The sequence below is a fragment of the Duganella sacchari genome, assembly GCF_900143065.1.
GTDB classification, from domain to species: domain Bacteria; phylum Pseudomonadota; class Gammaproteobacteria; order Burkholderiales; family Burkholderiaceae_D; genus Rugamonas; species Rugamonas sacchari.
This window is the reverse complement of the sequence record NZ_FRCX01000014.1, coordinates 96489-114737: the sequence shown is the minus strand read 5'-3', so window position 1 is coordinate 114737 and position 18249 is coordinate 96489. Positions and strand designations below refer to the sequence as shown.

The following is an 18249-nucleotide window of genomic DNA, read 5'->3' as shown; positions in this document are numbered from 1 at the left end:
CACCCCATGAATTATCTGTACATCGTCATGACCATCGTGCTGACCGTATTTGGCCAGCTCGCCATCAAAATGCAAGTCTCCAAGGCCGGCGCGCTGCCGGCCGATGCCGGCGACAAGCTGTGGTTCCTCATCAAGCTGCTGCTGAACCCGTGGATCATCGCCGCGTTTGCCGCCGCCTTCCTGGCCTCGGTCTCGTGGATGGGCGCCATGACCAAGTTCCAGCTCAGCCACGCCTACCCGTTCATGGCACTGAATTTCGTCATCGTGCTGCTGCTCAGCGCATGGATGTTTAACGAACCCCTGTCCGTGACCCGCATTGCCGGCGTCGCGTTAATCTGCATTGGCACCGTCGTTGCGGCCCAAGGCTAAGGAGCTAGCATGAACCCGATCCCGTTCAACAAACCCTTCATGACCGGCCGCGAGCTGTGGTACATCGCCCAGGCCCACACCAATGGCCACCTGTCCGGCGACGGCCAGTTCACCAAGAAGTGCCACGGCTGGCTGGAGCAGCGCACCGGCGCCAAGCGCGCGCTGCTGACCCACTCGTGCACGGCGGCGCTGGAAATGGCGGCGCTGCTGGCCGACCTGCAGCCCGGCGATGAAGTCATCATGCCGTCCTACACCTTTGTCTCGACCGCCAACGCGTTTGTGATGCGCGGCGCGGTGCCGGTGTTTGTCGACATCCGTCCCGACACGCTGAACATCGACGAGACCAAGATCGAGGCCGCGATTACGCCGCGCACCAAGGTCATCGCGCCGGTGCACTACGCCGGCGTGGCCTGCGAGATGGACACCATCATGGACATCGCCCAGCGCCATAATCTGATCGTGATCGAAGACGCGGCCCAGGGCATCATGTCAACCTACAAGGGCAAGCCGCTGGGCACCATCGGCCACATGGGCGCCTATTCCTTCCACGAAACCAAGAACATCATTGCCGGCGAAGGCGGCGCGCTGCTGGTCAGCGATCCGCAACTGGCCGAGCGCGCGGAAATCATCCGCGAAAAAGGCACCAACCGCAGCCAGTTCTTCCGTGGCCAGGTGGACAAATACACCTGGGTCGATATCGGCTCGTCCTACCTGCCGGGCGAAGTGATTGCCGCCTTCCTGTGGGCCCAGATGGAAGAAGCCGACAGCATCACCGCGCGCCGGCTGGCGCTGTGGGACAAGTACCACGAAGCGCTGGCGCCGCTGGAAGCGCAAGGCCGCCTGCGCCGTCCCGTGGTGCCCGAAGGCTGCACCCACAACGCCCATATGTACTACATCCTGCTCGACTCGCTGGAGCAGCGCACCAGGGTGCTGGCCAATATGAAGAGCCAGGGCGTCAGCTGCGTGTTCCACTATGTGCCGCTGCACAGCGCGCCCTACGGCGTCAAGAACAGCCGCCACCACGGCGACATGCAGCACACCAACCAGCAGTCCGACAACCTGCTGCGCCTGCCGCTGTGGGTGGGACTGGAAGAGGAACAGGAGCGCGTGATCCGCGCGCTGCGCGAAGCGCTGTAACGTAAAAAAACCGCCGGAAGGCGGTTTTTTTATGGACGGCTGTTACTGCTGCGTCGGCTGCTTGGGCGCACCGCCCAGCAGGAAGGCCAGCTTAGGCTTGGCCTTGGTGATGGCGCTGCCACCGGCTGGCGCGGCAGCCACCGGCGCGGCGGCCTTGGCTGGTTCGTAGGGTTTGAGGAACCATGGATCAACCTTGTCGCGGCGCGGCGCGGCGCCCATGGTACGCGGCGCGCGGTCGGCCGAGCGGCCTGCCGGGCCACGGCCCAGGTCTTCGCTGCGGCGTGGACGGCGTTCACCGCGCTCGTCGGCAAAGCCGCCCGGCACGAAACCTTCCGGCTCGGCGCGCTTGATGGTTTGCTTGATGAGCTTTTCAATGTCGACCAGCAGGCGCTCGTCCTTGTCCGAATAAATCGAAATTGCGTCGCCCGAGGCGCCCGCGCGGCCGGTACGGCCAATACGGTGCACATAGTCTTCGGCGTTGTACGGCAGGTCGTAGTTGATCACGCACGGCAGGTCGGAGATGTCGAGGCCGCGGGCCGCAACGTCGGTGGCGACCAGAATGTCGATCTCGTTTTTCTTGAACGCGTCCAGCGCGGCCATGCGTTCCTGCTGGGTCTTGTCGCCGTGGATGGCAACCGCCTTCATGCCTTCACGTTCCAGCTCGCGCGCCAGGCGCGAGGCGCCGATCTTGGTATTGGAGAAGATGATGACCTGCTTCAGCTCGCGCTGGCGCAGCAGGTGCGCGGTCAGCGCGTGCTTCTGGTTCTCGGCGATCTTGTAGACCACCTGCGTGACTTTGTCGGCAGTCTGGTTGCTGCGCGCCACCTCGATCGTGATCGGGTTGCTCAGGAAGGTATTGGCCAGCTTCTTGATCTCAGGCGAGAACGTGGCCGAGAACATCAGGTTCTGGCGCTGCTTCGGCAGCAGGTTGATGATGCGCTGCAGATCCGGCAGGAAGCCCATGTCCAGCATGCGGTCAGCTTCGTCCATGACCAGCATCTGCACCTGGCTCAGGCTGATGTTCTTTTGTTCGATATGGTCCAGCAGACGGCCCGGGGTGGCGATGACGATTTCCACGCCGCCCTTGAGGATGGCGGTCTGCGGCTTCATGTCCATGCCGCCGAACACCACGGTCGAACGCACTGCCGTATGTTTGGCGTAGGCCTTGACGTTCTCTGCCACCTGCACGGCCAGTTCGCGGGTTGGCGCCAGGATCAGCGCGCGCACCGGGTGACGCGCCGGCGAGGTGCTGGTATTGGCGTGCGCCAGCAGCATCTGGATGATCGGCAGCGAGAAGCTGGCGGTCTTGCCGGTACCGGTCTGGGCGGCGCCCATGACGTCACGGCCTTGCAGCAATACCGGGATGGCTTGCGCCTGGATCGGCGTGGGATGCTCATAGCCCTGCTCGTCCAGTGCGCGCTGGATATCCGGCGACAGGCCGAAGTCGGCAAAACGGACTGGGGCTGGGGCGGCGGCGGCCTGCTCGGGGGCGGAAGGGATGGTGATCTCGGTATCGGACATAATGTGGGCGGATGGTGAAGCGCCGTAAACTATACCCTAATTTCTGGCAACTGCGCTAAAAACCAGCAGCTTTTATCACGAAACCATTGCATCAATGGCATGTATAATACCCTTCCTGATCAGAAACCAGGTTAACTTCCGCCCCCCCATGCAAGCCCCCCTATCGGCCCTGCGCCGCGTCATTTCCCTCTGCTTATTGCTCGCCCAACTGCTGTTACTGAGCCAGGCCCACGCCGCACCGGCCCCCTCCTTGCGCTTTAAAAAGCTGGGGCCGCTGGGCGGGGACGAACCGTCAATGTTATCGCTATTGCAAGATAAAAAGGGCTTTATCTGGGTCGGCACGCATACCAACGGTTTGTATCGTTACAACGGCTATCAGGCGGTTAAATACATCAATAACCCGGGCGACCCGGCCAGCCTGCCGCACGACCGCGTGTCGTCGATTTTCGAAGACAAGCAGGGCCGGATCTGGGCCGCCACGCAAAACGGTCTGGCGCGTTTCAATCCCGAAACCAACAACTTCACCACCTTTGCCGCCGGCGACAAGGCGCCCAAGAACCACCGCATCGTCAAGAACATCATTGCCGACGGCAAGGACGGCCTGTGGATCGGCACCTGGGGCGGTTTGCAGCATTTCGACCCGAATACGGGCAAGTTCGATGCCATTTACGCCCATGACGACAATAATCCGGACAGCCTGGCCAGCAACGACCTGAATGCGCTGGCGCTGGACGCCAAGGGCGGCCTGTGGATCGGCACCTGGCCCGGCGGCATGGACTACCTGGCGCCAGGTACCAAGGTGTTCAAGCATCACCAGGTCGATCCTGCCGCCAAGCCGGATGCGCGCGTCAACATCGTGCGGGCGCTGCAGTTCGACAACCATGGCGCACTGTGGATCGGCACCGAGTCCGGCATCATCCGCTGGGACGGCAAGAACGACTGGGATACGCGCAAGGCAATCACCTCGCCGTACAGCCGCATCACCAACTTCGGCATCGACAACAAGGGCGTGCTGTGGGCCACCACGCTGTCGGCCGGCCTGTTGCGCTGGAACGAGTCCAACGACGAGTTCGACCAGTTCGTGCACGCGGCCGACGATCCCTACAGCCTGCCCGGCGACAATCTGCGCGCGGTGATGCAGGACCGCGGCGGCATGCTGTGGATCGCCTCGTTCACCGACGGCATCTCGCTGGCCAACCTGAGCAGCGAAGGCTTTACGCGCCACGTGCCGTTCCGCATCGACAGCCGCTCGGCGCCCGCCAGCAATGCGCTGCTGAGTCTGGCCCGGGCGCCGGGCGGCAAGATCTGGCTCGGCGGTAACGTCGGCATGAGCTTGTACGATCCGGCCACCAGCACCGTGGTGCGCAGCTACCGCGCCGACGACAAGACGCCCGGCAAGCTGTCGCATTCCATCGTCTACAGCATGTACCAGGATGACGACGGCAAAGGCCCGCTGTGGCTGGGCACCTCCAACGGCCTGAACCGTCTCGACACGCCGGACAGCCCGTTCCAGGCGATCCACTTCGGCAATACCGCGAGCGACTACATCAACGCCATTGCGCCAGGCGCGGGCGGCGTACTGTGGCTGGCCACCGGTAACAGCCTGATCCGTTACGAGATCAAGACCGACGCCCGCAAGATTTACTACAGCGATCCGCAAGACCCGCATTCGCGCAGCGTCAACGGCACCTCGGCCGTACTGGAAGACCGCCAGGGCCGCGTGTGGGCCGGCTCGGAATGGAATGGCGGCGGCCTCGACCTGCTGGACCAGGCCAGCGGCAAGTTCCGCCACTTCCGCCATTCGGCCAAGGACACCAGCAGCCTCAGCGACGACAACATCGCCAGCCTGCATGAGGACGCGCAGGGCCGCATCTGGGTCGGCACCAGCAAGGGCCTGGACCTGGTGGTGTTCAAGCCCAATGGCAGCATCAGTTTCAAATCCTATGCGGTGGGTATGCGCGCGGCCAAGATCCTGTCGATCGAGCACGACAACGACGGCAAGATCTGGTGCAGCACCATCGCCGGCCTGTACCGGCTCGATCCCGACAACGGCAAGATCACGCTGTTCACCGCGTCCGACGGCCTGACCGAAGGCTTTACCGTCAACTCGGCCGCGTTTGGCGCCGACGGCACCTTGTACTTTGGCGGCGTGCACGGCATGACCGCCGTGGTGCCGGGCAAGGTGAAGACCAGCTCGGTGCCGCCGCAAGTGGCCATTACCGACATCACCGTGTTCAACCACTCGCTGCAAAACGGCCAGCCGGCCGAGAACGTCAAGGCGGAAGGCCCGGTGACGGCGCCCACCGCGCTGACCTTGTCCTCGCAGGCTTCAGTGTTTGCACTGGAGTTCGCCGCGCTGCACTACACCGAACCATCGGGCAACCGCTATTCCTACCAGTTGCAAGGCTTTGACCGCGACTGGGTGGAAACCGACGCCGCGCACCGCACGGCCAGCTATACCAATCTGAACCCAGGCAAGTATGTGTTCCGCGTCAAGGCCGCCAACCACCTGGGCGTGTGGAACGAAGAGCCGGCCACGCTCGACATCACCATCACGCCGCCGTTCTGGCAGCGCTGGTGGTTCCGTTCCGGCTTTGCCGCGCTGGTGGTCGGCACGCTGGTGCTGGCGTATAAGACCCGCATCAACCGCCTGACACGCCACCAGACCGAGCTGGAACAAACGGTGGCCGCGCGCACCGCCGAACTGGAAGAATCCAACCGCAAGCTGGCCGCGCTGAGCACCACCGATGGCCTGACCGGCGTCAGCAACCGCCGTGGCTTCGACCTGGCGCTGGAAGCCGAATGGCGCCGCGCCGCGCGCACCGGCCAGACGCTGGCGCTGTCGATGCTGGACGTCGATTACTTCAAGAAGTACAACGACCACTACGGCCACCTGGCCGGCGACGCCGTATTGCGCACGGTGGCGGACCTCATCACCACCCACGGCCGCCGCACCAGCGATATCGTGGCGCGCTACGGCGGCGAAGAGTTCGCGCTGCTGGCCGCCGCCACCGATGCGACCGATGCGTTTGGCGTGGCGGAAGAGATCTGCGCCGAGCTGGTACGCCGGCAATTGCCACACGAACAGTCGCCATTCGGTATCATGACCATCAGTATCGGCGTGGCCGTCATGGTGCCGACCGAAGACACCTCGCCGCAAGACCTGGTGCATGCCGCCGACCAGGCGCTGTACCGTGCAAAAGAAAAAGGCCGCAACATGGCGCTATTGGCCATGCCGCCGATGTGAGTAAAGTAATGAACGATCAGAACGACCCGAAACCTGAACCACCGGTATCGCCCGCCCCGGGCGACTGCTGCCACAGCGGCTGCACCTACTGCGTGGAAGACCTGTACCAGGAAGCGCTGGACAAATACCGCGAAGACCTCAAGGCGTGGCAGCAACGCCACCCCGACATCCCCCAAAACGAAAGGGTCTGACCCCGACGGGGTCAGACCCTGGCCGCAGCGGTGTGCGGGTTGCGCAAATGCCGCTGGTGTTAAAACGCTTCCCACTCATCGCCGCCCACCACTTCCTTGACGGGCTTTTTGATGGCCGGTTTGGGCGCCGCCACCGCAGGCGCCTTGACGCTGGCCACCACGGCTGCGGGCACCGAGCGCTTGAGCGGCGCGGCCGCACGTGGCGGCGGTGTCTGCGAGGCCAGCAGCTTGAACACGCTGACCACTTCGCTCAGGCGCGCGGCCTGCTCCTGCATGGATTCCGCCGCTGCCGCTGCTTCCTCCACCAGCGCCGCATTCTGCTGCGTCACCTGGTCCATCTGCACGATGGCGGTGTTGACCTGCTCGATGCCGGCGCTCTGCTCCACGCTGGCCGAGGTGATCTCGCTCATGATGTCGGTCACGCGCGTGATGCTGGTGACGATCTCGCTCATGGTCTCGCCGGCCTGGTTGACCAGCGCTGACCCGGCTTCCACCTTTTCCACCGAATCACTGATCAGCAGCTTGATGTCCTTGGCGGCTGCGGCCGAACGGTGCGCCAGGTTGCGCACCTCGCTGGCCACCACCGCAAAGCCGCGGCCCTGCTCACCTGCGCGCGCCGCTTCCACCGCCGCGTTGAGCGCCAGGATATTGGTCTGGAACGCAATGCCGTCAATCACCGAAATGATGTCGACAATCTTGCGCGAGGATTCATTGATCGAGGCCATGGTGCCCACCACCTGCCCCACCACATCGCCGCCCTTGAGTGCGATGCCCGAAGCCGACTGCGCCAGCTGGTTGGCCTGCCGCGCGTTGTCGGCGTTCTGTTTGACGGTGCTGGTCAGCTCTTCCATGGACGAGGCAGTTTCTTCCAGCGAGCTGGCCTGCTCCTCGGTGCGCGAGGACAGGTCCTGGTTGCCGCTGGCGATTTCCGACGAGGCCGTCGCAATCGTATCCGTGCCATGGCGCACCTGGCTGACCAGGGTTTGCAGATTACCGGTCATGTCCTTGAGCGCTTGCATCAGTTGCCCGGTTTCGCAGGCACTCGTCACATCGATGGAGCGGGTCAGGTCGCCGCCCGCCACATCGCGCGCCAGCGACACCGCCTGTTGCAACGGCGCCGAGACGATGCGCGCGACCCACAGCGCCAGCACCATGCCAATGCCGATATTCGCCGCCAGCAGCACGATGGAAGTCATGCGTGCATTCTGAAACGTAGCGGTGGCGTCGTCGCTGGCCTTGTCACCGCCATCGACATTAATCTTGACCAGCTTGTTGACGTTATCGGTCAGCAGTCCCAGCGACTTGGCCGAGGTACTGGCCGCCAGCTCGCGCGCTTCCAGCTTTTTGCCGTCGCGCGACAGGGCGATCATTTTGTCGTGGTCAATCAGGAAGGCCGCCAGGTTGCTGTCGAATTCCGTGGCAGTGGCTTTTTCTTCCGGGCTGGAGATGAGTTTTTCGTAGTCCTGCCGGTGCTGTTTGATGGTGGCGATCGATTCCTCGAGCCGCTTCTCATACATGCTCACCTGTTCAGGTTTGTCGTTGAGCATGTGGGACAGTTCCCAGCGCCGCAGCTCGCCCAGGTCGATGCGCAACTGCATCACCGCGCGCACACTGGGCATCCAGTTTTCCGCCAGGTCGTTGGAGGCCTGGTTGACGTGGTTCATCGAGAAGATGTTGCTGAGGCCGAGCACCAGCGTCAACAACAGCACGGCACCAAACGACACGATCAGTTTTGTGGCTATTTTCAGATCGTAAAACCATTTCATGGCGGTCTCCTCATAGCTGCTGGCGGGCCATCCAGTATGCAACTATGTTCAGCGCCATGCCAGCGTAACGCTGTTGCTGTGTATCCTAAGCAACAGCGTTACGCTTTGATACTTACAGCTTGCCGCTCAGGGTGATAAATACCTGGCGTGGCGCGCCGGTCAGCAGGGTCTGTGCAGTCCCGTTCGGGTCGGTAGCCTGGAAGCCGTTCGAACCGATGGTGCTCACGTACTGCTTGTCAAACAGGTTGGTGACGTTGACTTGCAGCGTCAGATCCTTGACGAAGTCCAGCGATTTCATCTTGTAGCCGGCCGACAGGTTGGCCAGCCAGAACGATGGCACGCCAGCGTCGTTCATGTAGGTGTAGTAGCGCTTGCCGGTGTACTTGCCGCCTGCACGCGCGAACCACGCGCCGGTTTCATACGACACTTCGGTGTTGAATAGCTGGCGCGGTGCATCGGCCACGGTCTTGCCGCTGACGGCCACCAGGTTGGTGCCGTCCATGTAGTTCGACTTGTACTTGGAATCGTTGAAGGTGTACGAGTTGAACCAGCTGATTTCGCGGTTGAACTTCCACACGGCGATCGCTTCCACACCTTTGGTGTCCACTTTACCCACGTTGACCAGGGTCGACGGGCAGCCGACGATACCGGCGCAGGTCGCCACGCTCAGCTGGCGGTCGTCAAAGCGCGCGTTGTACACGGCCAGCGAGCCTTGCAGGTTGTCGCGCTTGAAGCGGTAGCCGAGGTCGATATTGACCGAGGTTTCCGGTTTCAGGGTGCCGACGCCAGCGTTGTACGCGGCCTGGGTCTGCGAGAACGGACCGGTGACGCCCGGCTGGAAGGCACGCATGTTTTTCGATGCCGAACCGAACACTTCATCATCGCTGGACAGCGCGTAGTTGAAGCCGGCTTGCGGCAGGAACTTCTTCTCGGCATTCAGGGTGCCGGCGGCGCGGGTGCCGACCAGGTTGGTGGCCTTGATGTCCACGTCCAGCGATTTGAAGCCGGCGTTGATCTTCAGCTTGCCATCCATGAGCGCCAGCGTGTCTTGCACATAGTACTGCGAGGTGGTGGTGATGAAGTTCTGCTTCCAGTCGGTGGCGAACGGGTTGCTCAGGTAGTACATGGTGTCGCCCGGACCGGTCACGCCGTAGTAGTTGCGGCTGGCGGTGTGGTTGTTACGCTCGCCCCACAGGCCGGCGCTCAGCGTGTTGTTGCCCATTTCCCAGGTCACGTCGCTGATGACGCCGTCACGGCCGATGCTGTACTCGGTGGTGCGCAGCGAGATCGGGTTGTTGGCATCGGTCTTGACGTACGGCGTGTACCAGTGGCCCTGGCCTTTGTTGTCGTGGTGGTAGACGGTGGTTTTCAGGTTCAGGCTGGAAGTCAGCTGCAGGTCCAGCGTCAGGCCGCCCAGGGTGTCCTTGCGCAGGCCGCCGGCCGAGTAGTAGGCATCGTCCAGGCTGTTGACGCCGCCGGTGAAGATGCCTTTGGCGGCGTTCACGGCGCGGTTCCAGTCAGGCTGGTAGTTGTCCCAGTTGTAGCCCAGGCGCTTGATCATTTCCAGCGACATATCCTGGTAGTCGATTTCCTTGCGGTCCGAGTAGTTCAGGAAACCGGTCAGGCTGTTTTCGCCGAAGTTGAACACGAAGCGCGAGTTCCATTGATCCTGGTCCTGGCCGCCCGACCCCTTGGTCTTGTCGGTGCGCTGGCGAGTGCCGCTCAGCGAAGCCTTGAACACGCCGTTGATCAGGCCGGTGTCGACGCGGGCAAAGGTGCGCGAGGTGGAATCGCTGCCGAAGGTCTGCGAGAAGGTCAGGCCGCGCGTATCGCTCGGCGCCAGCGTGAAGAACTGCACGGTACCGCCCAGGTTGCTAGAGGACGCGGTACCCAGCGCGCCCGCGCCTTGCGACACCGAGACGTTGCCGATGTTTTCCGACGAAATCGCGCGGCTGATGTGCAGGCCGTTGTTGTTACCATAGGTCATATCGCCGAGCGGAATGCCGTCCAGCGTGAAGCCCAGCTGGTTCTGGTTGAAGCCGCGGATGCTGAAGCGGGTCGACCATTCGTAGGCGCCAAACGGATCGGACGACTGGAAGTTCACGCCTGGCAGTTTTTCCAGGACTTTCAGCGGGCTGGTGCCTGGCAGCGCTTCGGCCAGGTCGGCTTTGTTGATGTTCTGTACCTGGCGCGACTGGCCGCGGCCGGTGATTTCCACCGTTTGCACCGGACCGGCCATGGCGGCGACAGCTGCGCTGTCATCGGCAGCAGCGTCAACAGGATCAGCCGCGTAAGCGTGGCAAGCCAGTGCTTGCAGGACCAGCAGGCACATAGGTTTCAGAGGGAAGCGCTGTGACATGGTTGTTGTTCTTTCTTGCTAGGTTGGTGATAAATTAACTGGCAAGATTGTAGGAAGCCCATATGACGCGGGGATGACCACTGTGTGACATATTGATGACAGAGCAACATTTATTCACGTAGTCTCAGTATCGGTCTGAGTACGTCTGCGCACGGAAGTGTCGCACTGGCCGCCCTAGCATGGGCCAGACAGGAGACACCATGGACACAGAAACCGTTACACCGCCAGCGCCTCCGGTCGCCGGGCAGGCCCGCGCCAGCACCAATACCAGTTGGCTCAGCAAACTCGGCCCCGGCCTGATCACCGGCGCCGCCGACGACGACCCCAGCGGTATCGCCACCTATTCGCAAGCTGGCGCGCAATTCGGCTACGGCATGCTGTGGACGCTGCTGCTGACCTATCCGCTCATGGTGGGCATCCAGGCGATCAGCGCGCGCATCGGCCGCGTCAGCGGACACGGCCTGGCGACCAATATCCGCCGCCACTTCCCGGCCTGGCTGCTGTACAGCATCGTCGCGCTGCTGCTGGCCGCCAACACCATCAACATCGCGGCCGACATTGCGGCCATGGGCCAGGCCGCCAGCCTGGTGGTAGGCGGCGGCGCGCACTGGTATGCGGCAGCGGCCGGCGTGCTGTCGGCCGTGCTGCAAGTGATGCTGCCCTACCAGCGCTACGTGCGCGTGCTCAAATGGCTGACGCTGGCGCTGCTGGCGTATGTGGCCACGGCGCTCACGCTCAAGCTGCCGTGGCTGGAGATTGTGCGCTCGGCAGTGCTGCCCTCGATCAGCTGGAGCAAGGATTACATCACCACCGTGGTGGCGATTTTCGGCACCACCATCAGCCCGTATCTGTTCTTCTGGCAGGCCTCGCAGGAAGTGGAAGACTTGCGCGCCGATCCCAACGCGCAGCCACTCAAGCACGCCACCGAACAGGCCTGCGACCAGCTCAAACGCATCAACATCGACACCATGACCGGCATGGGTTTCTCCAACCTGGTGGCCATGTTCATCATGCTCACCACGGCGGCCACGCTGGGCGCGCATGGCATCACGCATATCGAATCCTCGGCCCAGGCGGCAGAAGCGCTGCGGCCGATTGCGGGCGACTTTGCGTTTGCGCTGTTCAGCATGGGCATCATCGGCACCGGCCTGCTGGCGGTGCCGGTGCTGGCTGGCTCGGCTGCGTATGCCATCGCAGGCGCCATGCGCTGGAAAAACAGCCTGGAGCTGCAACTGTCTGGCGCCAGGAAGTTCTATGCCATCATCATTGGCGCCACACTGGTCGGCACCGCCATGTGCTTCACCTCGATCGATCCGATCCAGGCGCTGTACTGGAGCGCCGTGGTCAATGGCGTGATTGCGGTGCCGGTGATGGTGGTGGTCATGCTGCTGGCCGTGCGGCCTGCGGTCATGGGCGCGTTCGTGATTTCACGCCGCCTGCGCGTGCTGGGCTGGCTGTGCACGGGCGTGATGGCGCTGGCGGTGCTGGCGATGTTTGCCACACTGGGGTAAGCTGGCATTTTCCACAGGAGGGCCGATGCGACGCTTGATAGCACTGCTGCTGGCCGTGCTGGTCACCGTGCCAGCGCTGGCCATCGACCGGCCCTTCCCTTCCAACATCCTGCGCGGCAAATTCACGCCGGGCTACTTCCCCGACATCACGCTGGATGGCAAGGCGCGCCAGCTGTCGCCCGCCGCGCGCATCTTCAACCAGGACAACAGGATCGAGATGCCTGCAGCCTTGCGTGGCAAGGACCTGGTGGTCAACTACACGGTGGATGGCATGGGCAATATCGACCGCATCTGGATACTGACGCCGGAAGAAGCGGCGCAGAAAGTGCTCACTGCGGCCGAAGCCGCAGCGGCTACTAAATAGCAAAGTTCGAATAAGGCTGCGGCGCGGCGCTGACGCGGTTGCCGGCAAAGCGCAGCAGCTCATCCGGCGGCACCGGCCGCGAGATGTGATAGCCCTGCAGATAGTGGCAGCCCATCTTTTCGAGGATCTCCGCCTGGCCCGCTGTCTCCACGCCTTCCGCCACCAGTTGCAGCCCCAGGCTGTGGCCCATGGCGATGATGGCATGCACCAGGCTGTTGCTGCGTTCGCTATGCTCAATATCCATCACAAACGCGCGGTCGATCTTTAGCGTGTTGAGGTGGAACTGGGTCAGGTAGCTCAGCGAGGAATAGCCGGTGCCAAAATCATCCAGCGACACGCTCACGCCCAGCGCCCGCAGCTGGGCCAGCACGGCCTGCACATTGGCCGCGTCCTCAATCAGCACGCGCTCGGTGAGTTCCAGTTCCAGCTGGTGCGGCGACAGGCCATTGCGCATCAGCGCCTGCGATACCAGCGTGACAAATTGCGGGTCAGCCAGCTGCCAGGCCGAGACATTGATGCTGATGGTCACCTCGCGCAGCGCACTTTGCTTCCAGCTCCCCATCTGGCGGCACGCTTCCTCCAGCACCCAGGTGCCAAGCTCGATAATCATGCCGCTGTCTTCCGCGACCGGGATGAAGCGGTCTGGCGGCACCGGCCCCAGCAGCGAGCTGTTCCAGCGCAGCAGCGCCTCTACTTTGGTCATCTTGCCTGTATTGGCATTGGTAATGGCCTGATAAACCAGGTAAAACTCGTTGGCGGCGATGGCGCCGCGCAACGCGCCGTCGATCACCAGGCCGTCCTTGGCCACGGCGGTCATGGCATCGTTGAAAATCAGCAGCTCGCCACGGCCCGCTTTTTTTGCCTCGTACATGGCAATGTCGGCATTCCGTATCAGGGTTTCACTATCGCTACCGTGAGTCGGATAGCATGCGATGCCTATGCTGGCCGTGACGCTGATCGCGTGGTAAGACACTTCAAAGCCTTTGCCCATGGCGGCGATAATTTCGGTCGCGCAATCGATGGCCATTTGTTCGGCGCGGCCCGGCATCAGATCCGGGATGATGACAATAAATTCATCTCCACCAAAACGGGACAGCACATCCACCGGACGCAGCAGCCGATGCAGCCGGTGGGCGGCGGTAAGCAACAATTGGTCGCCCGCCGCGTGGCCAAAGGAATCATTAACGCGCTTGAATTTGTCCAGGTCAATAAACAGCACCGCACATTCGCGGCCCGCGCTGGCGGCTTTCTCCAAGGCAAGCGTCAACTCGGACGACAAAGCGTGGCGGTTGAAATAGCCGGTGACGGGATCGATGCGGGCCGCCTGGTACAGCAAATCGTCCTTCTTTTTGCGTTCACTGATATCCAGCAATTGCACCAGGCAATACAACCGGCCGCGCTCGAAGTATGGCGAACCCAGCAATTCGACGGGCAGCCTGGTGCCATTCCGCAAATTCAATGTTGCGGTATTGGTAACTGGATACGGCACGCCGTCGGTTTCAAACAGACGGAAATACTGATCCGCCATGTCGCGCGTCAGGTTGGGCAGCAGGTCGCAAACGTGCAAACCGATGAGTTCCTGCGCGCTATTGAATCCCAGCAACTTTGCACAACGTTCATTGGCAACGTGGATGTAGCCGCGCCGGTCGCGTATCAAAAAACCATGGCTGAGGCTGTCGATGGTGCGCGCGTAACGTTGCTGGATTTCATCTTGCACGGCATAGATCAGGCCCAGCATGACGACCAGTTTGAGCAGGCTGGTGACCACAAACCACACCACATACAAATCGGGGTTCAGGCTGGCCGCGCTCAGCAGATTAAATCCGCCGCGCAATATCAAGGCCAGGCCCAATAAACGATAGCGGTGATGAATATTGAGTAATTGTGCACCGGCCCACAGCATGACCAGGCCTAATGCCGCAGCGCTACCAGGCGCTAGCCAGCCGGTATTTGAACTCCACAGGAAATAAAAAGCACCACTTAGCACCAATATGCCGGGCGCCATCCAGCGCACATGTGGTGCGCGTAATTTACCGATAAAGAATAAGGTGCCGCTCCAATAACCGGCCATGGCCAGCGTTAAAAACAGCCCACATAAATATATACGCCAGGGCAGCGATATTATATTCGTTCCGGAAAACCATAACACGCCGCCGGCCATGATGGCCAATTGCCCTATACCCCAGCATAGCGCATGTTTTTCCTTGCGCTGCATGAGCCAAAGGAAAATCAGTAATGCACTTAATATGGTATCGGCGGAAAATTCCACCACCATCGCTGTGAGATAGCCAGGGTCTGCGCTCATTGGCATGCGGCGCCGCACGGCGCTGTTTCAAGGTGACTAGCGCCATTGTAAGCCGAACTCAGCTGCAAGCGGCATCTTGGCAACACAAGTGTTGCCGATTGGCACAACTGCGTTTTTCAGGGTATTTTATGCTAAAAATTAGCATGTACTTGCCAGTTTTGAGCTTGAAGCCTAGAGAAACAGCGATACGGCAAGCACCCACATCACCAGCGCGATAATGCCGTCCAAAACCCGCCAGGCACCGGGCCTGGAAAATATCGGCGTCAAATATCGGGCGCCAAGTCCCAGACTGCTAAACCATATGGTCGATGCCAACATTGCGCCCAGAGCAAAATATAGCCGTCCGTTGCCTGCCTGCTGCCCGCCTATCGAACCTAATAAGACTACTGTATCCAGATAAACATGGGGATTTAACAGGCTGAATGCCAGCATGGCGGCAATGACCGTACGGCGATCTGGCGCTGTATTATTTTCCGTTGCCGACATCGCAGAAGGATTTAAAGCAGAACGTGCTGCACGCAAGCCATACCAGAATAAAAACGCGGCGCCGGCTATTTTTATCCAGAATAATAACGATGGCGCCTCGGTTATCAGCTGCCCCATGCCGGCAACACCTGCTGCAATTAACACCACGTCGCAGACAATACAAATGGCGATGCAAGTAAATACAAATTCACGCTTCAACGCCTGCCTGAGTAAATAAGCGTTTTGTGAACCAATGGCAACGATCAAACTCCCGCCCAAACCGATGCCTTTTAAAAAAGCAGTGACTTCCATGGCCTTCCCCGGCTGTAAAAAGACGCCAGATTACGGTTCTTCAGAAGATAAGTATAATTAATATTATTTGCCAAATATTAGGTGAGCTAATGAGCCGGATAGACTACCGCGGACTGGCCGCGCTGGATGCCGTGATCGATTATGGTAGCTTTGACAAGGCCGCTGCCGCGCTGTCGATCACCCAATCGGCGGTTTCCCAGCGCATCCGCATGCTGGAAAATAGTGCTGGCGAGTTGCTGATTGTGCGCAGCCAACCGCCCTCGCCGACCGAAGCCGGACAACGTTTGATCGCCCATTACCGCCAGGTGCGGCTGCTGGAATCGGCACTGGCCAGGCGCCCCGGTGACGCCGAATCCCGGCCGGAAATTGCCATTGCGGTCAACGCCGACAGTGCCGCAACCTGGCTGCAGGAAGCCGCCACCCCGCTCATGGCCAATGGCGACTGCATGCTGCAAATCCGGCTGGACGATCAGGACCACACTTTGACCATGCTGCGCGAAGGCCGCGTCTTCGGCTGCGTGACCAGTGAAACCGCCCAGGTCGCTGGCACCACCGTCACCGCGCTGGGCGTGATGCGTTATTTTTGCGTCGCCAACCCGGCATTCGCCGCCCGCTGGTTCCCGCATGGCATGACGGCGGAAGCGGTCCAGCATGCGCCGGTCATGAATTTCGACCGTAAGGACATGCTGCAAACCCGCTTTATTGCCCAGCACACGGGCTACACGGGCCGCTACCCGCACCATACCTTGTCCAGTTCAGACGGTTTTGTGCGCTTTGTGGAGGCAGGATTCGGCTATGGTATGTTGCCTATCCAGCAATGCGGACGGCAGCTCAAGCAAGGCACGCTGATTGACCTGGCGCCCGGCAAGTGGCTGGACGTGCCGCTGGTCTGGCATATGTGGGATATCCAGACCCCGTTCACTCGGGCCTTGTCGGATAGCCTGATCGCTACCGCGCGTAAGTGGCTGATGCAGATTTGACCGATAGCGCGATCAGGTACAGGGCTACATAATAGGTGCCCAGTACCAGCAAGGCAGAGGCGGGCAAAGGCGCATAAAACTTGTTGTACGCCAGCGTGGTGTCGGAAATCAGGAAAGCCACACCGCCGCAGGCTGCCAGACGGCCGTTGGCGGTACCCAGGCTGAGTCCGCGCGACACGGCCTGCGCCGTCATCGCCACCAGACACAGCATGTAAGCCACGACCGGAATCTGCAAGCCCTTGCCCACGCCCGGCCACAGCACCAGCAGATTTGCCAGACTCAGGCATAAGAGCAGTATCAGCGGCAAACGCTTGCCGAACAGGGGCACATCGCGCGTGAACGCGCGCAAAAAGAACAGATGCGCAACCAGAAAACTGGCCAGTCCCAGCTCAAAGCCCAGCTTCATCGGCAACATCAGGAAGACATCGCCACATAGCGACAGTAGCAGCGCCACCAGAATCGCCTTGCGGTACAGCGGATCCGCAGTTGCGGTCGCACGCCACACCATGGCCCACACCAGCAAGGTTGTGAGCGGTTTGAAAATATAGTGTAACCACAGCGCATCTCCGCCCAACGTGGAGCCAAGTATCGCCAGCAGCGCGGATATCAGAATTGCCAGCGGCATCACACGCCCCCCGTCATGGCGACCAGCTCTTCGCGCACGCGGGCCTCCCAGGCGTCGATGTCCGGCTGGTGCAAATAGCGTGCTTCGGAAGCCGGCTGCGCCATTTGCGGCCCCACGCGCTGATAAATCATGACGCTAGTCCAGGACAAGGTGCCCGGAGCATACGTTTGCAGCAACCGGAATGCCGGATGCTTGATCGGATAGGTGGTGGTGCTGACCAGCGCGCCTTCGGGCAACTCGCGCGCCAGTTTGTTGCTAATGGCGTCCATGAGCGGGCCAAAGCAGGTGCTGTACAAGAACACCAGGCTGGCGCCACGCACATCCACCTTGAACATATCGTTTTCGATAAACGCAATGCGCGCGCCCAGCTCCAGCAGGTGCTGGCCCGTGGTCATGACGCCCGATGGCAGTTTCAGCGGCGTATCCAGCGTCAGGCGTTCTGGCAAGGCATCCAGTCCCTGGCGCGCCAGCGTCAGCAGCCTGACCAGGCGTTCCTGCGCCAAACGGTGGCGATAATTCAGCAACTCCACGCCAACGCAGCGGATAAACGGCAACGTCAGCGCGGCTGTCATCACCACCTTGCCCAGACCGCTACCGAGATCCACCATCACACCACCGGGCGGCAGAAACGGTTTGACGGCATCAAAGTAGTTTTCCAGCTCAAAACGCTGCATTTCGCCGTAGATGAGCCCTCCCTCCTGGATCAGCCAGTCGTGGATTTCGTCATCGCCGATGTCTTCCAGCCTGCGGAAGCCGGGCAGTGGCGCCAGCTTGGGCAACATGCCCATGGGCAGAATGCTGGCCGGCAGCGAGCCGATCATGACACTCAGATGCGGACGCAGGCGTTGCAGCAGGTAGTCGTGACGCGCCGGCTTTTCCAGGCAGGCACGCAGCGCATAACCAATCTCAAGGAAGGGCAGGAAGGGAGAGTCCGGCGTCAAGTCCAGTGTGGGGCGGGCGTGCGTTTCGCCGCCCTGGATGCTCTGGAACAGCGCCTCAAAAATATCGGCCGGCTGGCGAAAGCGCTGTACCGCAGTCGTGGGGCGATTCTCAGTGCGGAAAATGGGCTGCAGGGTCGTGCTGTTCATCAGGCGAGG

At 61.4% G+C, this 18249-nt stretch carries 14 protein-coding genes; 7 read left to right on the top strand and 7 right to left on the bottom strand.

Features of this window, described 5'->3' with window-relative positions; genetic code table 11:
* Window positions 1-6: 6 nt before the first annotated feature.
* Both BUA36_RS25400 and rffA read left to right on the top strand, forming a co-directional pair.
* The gene (locus tag BUA36_RS25400; RefSeq protein WP_072788796.1) at window positions 7-369 is read left to right on the top strand and encodes a DMT family transporter; all 363 of its coding nucleotides are present in this window, start codon (window positions 7-9) and stop codon (window positions 367-369) included.
* Between the two features lie 9 nt (window positions 370-378).
* On the top strand, window positions 379-1506 hold the full coding sequence (gene rffA, locus BUA36_RS25395) for a dTDP-4-amino-4,6-dideoxygalactose transaminase (protein WP_072788794.1): 1128 nt from the start codon (window positions 379-381) through the stop codon (window positions 1504-1506).
* A gap of 42 nt (window positions 1507-1548) precedes the next feature.
* Here rffA and BUA36_RS25390 read toward each other — a convergent pair whose 3' ends face one another.
* Window positions 1549-3027 (bottom strand): DEAD/DEAH box helicase, encoded by a 1479-nt coding sequence (locus BUA36_RS25390; protein ID WP_072788791.1) that lies wholly within the window; start codon window positions 3025-3027, stop codon window positions 1549-1551.
* A gap of 295 nt (window positions 3028-3322) precedes the next feature.
* Between BUA36_RS25390 and BUA36_RS25385 the strand changes: the two genes are divergently transcribed.
* Together BUA36_RS25385 and BUA36_RS25380 are read left to right on the top strand one after the other, a co-directional pair.
* A complete protein-coding gene (locus BUA36_RS25385; RefSeq protein WP_229255810.1) occupies window positions 3323-6274 on the top strand; it encodes a diguanylate cyclase in 2952 nt (983 codons plus the stop codon).
* An 8-nt stretch (window positions 6275-6282) separates the two neighbouring features.
* Entirely contained in the window at window positions 6283-6465 is a 183-nt protein-coding gene (locus BUA36_RS25380; protein WP_072788786.1) for an oxidoreductase-like domain-containing protein, read from the top strand.
* A gap of 59 nt (window positions 6466-6524) precedes the next feature.
* Here the strand turns inward: BUA36_RS25380 and BUA36_RS25375 are convergent, their stop codons facing one another.
* Together BUA36_RS25375 and BUA36_RS25370 are read right to left on the bottom strand one after the other, a co-directional pair.
* Entirely contained in the window at window positions 6525-8231 is a 1707-nt protein-coding gene (locus tag BUA36_RS25375; protein ID WP_072788784.1) for a methyl-accepting chemotaxis protein, read from the bottom strand.
* Window positions 8232-8343: 112 nt separating this feature from the next.
* On the bottom strand, window positions 8344-10590 hold the full coding sequence (locus tag BUA36_RS25370) for a TonB-dependent receptor (protein WP_229255809.1): 2247 nt from the start codon (window positions 10588-10590) through the stop codon (window positions 8344-8346).
* Between the two features lie 200 nt (window positions 10591-10790).
* Between BUA36_RS25370 and BUA36_RS25365 the strand changes: the two genes are divergently transcribed.
* On the top strand, window positions 10791-12101 hold the full coding sequence (locus tag BUA36_RS25365) for an NRAMP family divalent metal transporter (RefSeq protein WP_072788779.1): 1311 nt from the start codon (window positions 10791-10793) through the stop codon (window positions 12099-12101).
* A gap of 25 nt (window positions 12102-12126) precedes the next feature.
* On the top strand, window positions 12127-12465 hold the full coding sequence (locus BUA36_RS25360) for a hypothetical protein (protein WP_072788777.1): 339 nt from the start codon (window positions 12127-12129) through the stop codon (window positions 12463-12465).
* Here the strand turns inward: BUA36_RS25360 and BUA36_RS25355 are convergent.
* Complete coding sequence (locus tag BUA36_RS25355) at window positions 12458-14536, bottom strand: putative bifunctional diguanylate cyclase/phosphodiesterase (RefSeq protein WP_229255808.1); 2079 nt, start codon at window positions 14534-14536, stop codon at window positions 12458-12460. The genes BUA36_RS25360 and BUA36_RS25355 overlap by 8 nt on opposite strands.
* 405 nt (window positions 14537-14941) lie before the next feature.
* The gene (locus BUA36_RS25350; protein WP_072788775.1) at window positions 14942-15547 is read right to left on the bottom strand and encodes a LysE/ArgO family amino acid transporter; all 606 of its coding nucleotides are present in this window, start codon (window positions 15545-15547) and stop codon (window positions 14942-14944) included.
* 89 nt (window positions 15548-15636) lie between these two features.
* Here BUA36_RS25350 and BUA36_RS25345 point away from each other — a divergent pair, with 89 nt between their 5' ends.
* Complete coding sequence (locus BUA36_RS25345; protein WP_072788749.1) at window positions 15637-16527, top strand: LysR family transcriptional regulator ArgP; 891 nt, start codon at window positions 15637-15639, stop codon at window positions 16525-16527.
* Here the strand turns inward: BUA36_RS25345 and BUA36_RS25340 are convergent.
* Together BUA36_RS25340 and BUA36_RS25335 are read right to left on the bottom strand one after the other, a co-directional pair.
* Window positions 16496-17152, bottom strand: a complete 657-nt coding sequence (locus tag BUA36_RS25340) for a lysoplasmalogenase (protein WP_072788747.1) — start codon at window positions 17150-17152, stop codon at window positions 16496-16498. The genes BUA36_RS25345 and BUA36_RS25340 overlap by 32 nt on opposite strands.
* Complete coding sequence (locus BUA36_RS25335) at window positions 17152-18240, bottom strand: class I SAM-dependent methyltransferase (RefSeq protein ID WP_084560335.1); 1089 nt, start codon at window positions 18238-18240, stop codon at window positions 17152-17154. Before BUA36_RS25335 ends, BUA36_RS25340 begins: the two co-directional genes overlap by 1 nt.
* Window positions 18241-18249: the final 9 nt, after the last annotated feature.